Below are 3,519 nucleotides of genomic sequence, written 5' to 3'. Positions count from 1 at the left end.
GGTCGATCGCGGTTTCTCGAATTACCTTTCGGAAGGTTCTTGCCGGGACTGGTGCGGCTCAATAGGCTCGCTTCCGACGCGCCGACGACAGGCGCGCACAAGGGGAACCGCCTATGCCAAAATTGCTCAGCAAACTCGCCGCGATGGGTCTCGCCGCGGCGGCACTTTCCGTGTTCGCAGTGCCCGCCTCGGCACAAGCGACGCTCGATGCCGTGAAGAAGCGCGGCAAGATTCTCTGCGGCGTGTCCCCCACGGCTCCCGGCTTCTCCTATGCCGACGACAAGGGCGTGCGTCAGGGCTTCGACAGCGACGTCTGCCGCGCCGTCTCCTCCGCCGTCTTCGGCGCGCCGGACAAGGTGGATTTCGTTCCGCTCAACACCAATGTGCGCTTCCAGGGCCTGCAGTCCGGCGAGGTCGACCTGCTCTCGCGCCAGACGACGATGACCTTCTCGCGCGACACCTCGCTCGGGCTCGATTTCGCGCCGGTCGTCTTCTATGACGGCCAGGGCCTGATGGTTTCGAGCAAGCTCGGCGTGAAGAGCGCGGCGGAGCTGTCCCAGTCGGCGGTCTGCATCCTGCCGGGCACGACGACGCTGCAGAACCTCGAAGACTACTTCAAGCCGCGCAACATCAAGTACGAGGCGGTGGTCTTCGAGAATCCCGACGAGTGGCGCAACGCCTTCTTCTCCGGCCGCTGCGACGTCATCACCACCGATCGCTCGGACCTAGCCTCCGTGCGCGCGATCGCCAACGATCCGAAGCAATACGTCATCCTGCCCGAGACGATCTCGAAGGAGCCGCTGGCGCCCGTCGTCCGCCAGAACGACAGCAACTGGCGCGACATCGTCTCCTGGACGGTCAACGCCCTGATCGCCGCCGAGGAGTACGGCATCACGAAGGCCAATATCGACGAGCAGCTGAAGAGCAAGGACCCCGAGGTCCAGCGCCTGCTCGGCGTCAACGGCGACCTCGGCAAGATGCTGAACCTCGACAACAAATGGGCCTACAACGCGATCAAGCAGCTCGGCAATTACGGCGAGCTCTTCGAGCGCCATCTCGGCGAGAAGACCCCGCTGGGCCTGAGCCGCGGCCCGAACCAGCTCTGGAACAAGGGTGGCCTGATCTACTCCCCGCCCTTCCGGTGATTTCCGCCGACGCGCGTTCCCTCGATTGACCTGAGACCGCCGGCCGCGCTCGCGCGGCCGGCGCGTCCCCAGCCCGGAACAGCCCGATGGCGTCACCATCCAGCCCGCTGCGGCTTCTCTACGACCTGCGCGTGCGCGCGGTGCTCTACCAGGTCGTGGCCGTCGCCCTCGTCGTCGGCGTCGGCTTCTATCTCTTCGGCACGGTCTCGCGAAAGCTCGCCGAGCAGAACATCGCGACCGGCTTCGACTATCTGTCCCGGCCGGCCGGCTTCGTCATCAGCCAGTCTTTCATCAGCTACGAATCCAGCAACACCTATGGCCGCGCGATCCTCGTCGGGCTGCTCAACACGGTCTGGGTCTCGGTCTTCGCCGTCATCCTCTCGACGGTGCTCGGGTTGATCGTCGGCATCGCCCGGCTGTCGCGCAATCCGCTGCTCTCGTTCCTGGCGCTGATCTATGTCGAGGCGCTGCGCAACGTGCCGCTGCTGCTCTACCTCTTTCTCTGGTACGCGCTGATCGTCGCGGTCTTTCCGCCGGTGCGCGAGGCCTGGCAGATCCTGCCCGACGTCTTCCTCAGCAATGGCGGACTGATCGTGCCGTCGATGCGCTGGTCGCCCGCCCATACCGGGGTGCTGGCCTCCGCCGTGATCGGCATCGTGCTCGCCTTCGTGGTCGCAGCCTATATGCGGCGCCACCGCGTCGCGTCCGGCCACGCCCGCCTAGCCTGGCCCTACGTGCTCGCTGCGCTCCTCGTGCCGCCGCTGATCGGCTTCCTGCTGTTCCAGCCTGATCTCGTGGTGAACTGGCCGGAGAAGGGCCGTTTCCGCATCACCGGCGGCCTGCAGGTCACCCCGGAATTCACCGCGCTCCTTGTCGGCCTCGGCCTGTCGGCTTCCGCCGGCATCGCCGAGATCGTCCGTGCCGGCATCCTCGCCGTCGGACGCGGGCAATGGGAGGCCGCGCGCGCCGTCGGCCTTCACGACCGCCAGACGATGCGACTCGTCGTGCTGCCGCAGGCTCTCCGCGTGATCATCCCGCCGCTGACCAGTTCCTATCTCTCGACCTTCAAGAACTCCTCGCTCGCCATCGCCATCGGCTACCCCGATCTGGTGATGGTCTCCAACACCACGATGAACCAGACCGGGCAGGCCATCGAGGGCATCGCGATCTTCATGCTCGTCTATCTCGGCATGTCGATCACGATCTCGCTCCTGATGAACTGGTACAACGCCCGCGTCGCGCTGGTGGAGCGCTGAGATGTCGGACCTCACCAACACGGCCATGCTCGGCATCGAGCGCCCGGACCGGCCTCCCGGCCGCCGGCTCTGGCTCGCAGGACTGAAGCCCTTCATCGGCTCGCCGCTCAACGCCCTCATCACCTTCGCCTGCGTCTGGCTGATCTATCGCGTCCTCACCGGCGCCTGGGGCTGGCTCGTCACCCGCGCGGTCACGGAGGGCGGACCGCAGGCCTGCAAGGCCGGTAACGGTGCCTGCTGGCCCTTCCTGGCCGCCAAGCTGCGCTTCATGGTCTTCGGCTTCTATCCCTATGAGGAGCACTGGCGGCCGGCTCTGGCCCTGCTGCTGTTCCTCGCGGCGATGATCATCTCGATGATGCCGCGCTTCTGGTCGCGCAACCTGCTCTGGCTCTGGCTCGCGGTGGTGCTCGTCTGCGGCACCCTGATGTATGGCGGGCTCTTCGGGCTGCCCGTCGTCACGACCACGAACTGGGGCGGCCTGCCGCTTTCCTTCATGCTCTCCTCGGTCGGCCTCGCCTTCGGCTTCGTGCTCGGCGTGCTGCTGGCGCTGGCGCGCTCCTCCAAGCTGCCGGCGATCCAGGTCATCGCCATCGTCATCATCGAGACGGTGCGCGGCGTGCCGCTGGTTTCGATCCTGTTCATGGCCTCGGTGATGCTGCCGCTGTTCATGCCGGACGGCGTGACCATCGACAAATTGCTACGCGCGCAGGTGGCGATCATCATCTTCGCCGGCGCCTACATCGCCGAGACGGTGCGCGGTGGATTGCAGGCGGTGCCCAAGGGCCAGCACGAGGCGGCTGCCTCGCTCGGGCTCGGCTACTGGCTGTCGATGCGCAAGATCGTGCTGCCGCAGGCGCTGAAGATCGTCATCCCGCCGCTGGTCAACATCTTCATCGGCTTCTTCCAGGATACGACGCTGGTCACAATCATCGGCCTGCTCGACTTCCTCGACACGGTCCGGTCCGCGATGCGCGATCCCGTCTGGCAGGGCATCGCCGTGCTGGAAGGCTATGTCTTCGCGGCGCTGGTCTATGCCGTGTTCAGCTACGGCATGGGCTCCTACAGCCGCTTCATCGAGCGCCGTTTGAGGACGGATCACGGCCGGGGCCACTGAGCAG

Annotated in this window: 3 protein-coding genes; all 3 read left to right on the top strand. The window is 66.1% G+C overall.

The genetic code is table 11. From position 1 onward, the window contains the following. Positions 1-122 precede the first annotated feature (122 nt). Positions 123-1,145, top strand: coding sequence for an amino acid ABC transporter substrate-binding protein (locus ACIPIA_RS12415; protein WP_400509946.1), 1,023 nt, complete (start codon positions 123-125; stop codon positions 1,143-1,145). Positions 1,146-1,231: 86 nt separating this feature from the next. After that, entirely contained in the window at positions 1,232-2,401 is a 1,170-nt protein-coding gene (locus tag ACIPIA_RS12410) for an amino acid ABC transporter permease (protein WP_400509944.1), read from the top strand. Between the two features lies 1 nt (position 2,402). Next, entirely contained in the window at positions 2,403-3,515 is a 1,113-nt protein-coding gene (locus ACIPIA_RS12405; protein ID WP_400509942.1) for an amino acid ABC transporter permease, read from the top strand. The last annotated feature ends 4 nt before the right edge of the window (positions 3,516-3,519 follow it).

The sequence above is a fragment of the Allobosea sp. CER48 genome (genome assembly GCF_044752385.1).
Lineage (GTDB): Bacteria > Pseudomonadota > Alphaproteobacteria > Rhizobiales > Beijerinckiaceae > Allobosea.
The sequence above is the reverse complement of the archived record's forward strand: the minus strand, read 5'-3'. Positions and strand labels throughout refer to the sequence as shown.

Coding starts and splice junctions, on each gene's coding strand:
- ACIPIA_RS12410 (WP_400509944.1), top strand. CDS start 1,232: ATGGCGTCACCATCCAGCCCGCTGCGGCTTCTCTACGACCTGCGCGTG.
- ACIPIA_RS12405 (WP_400509942.1), top strand. CDS start 2,403: ATGTCGGACCTCACCAACACGGCCATGCTCGGCATCGAGCGCCCGGAC.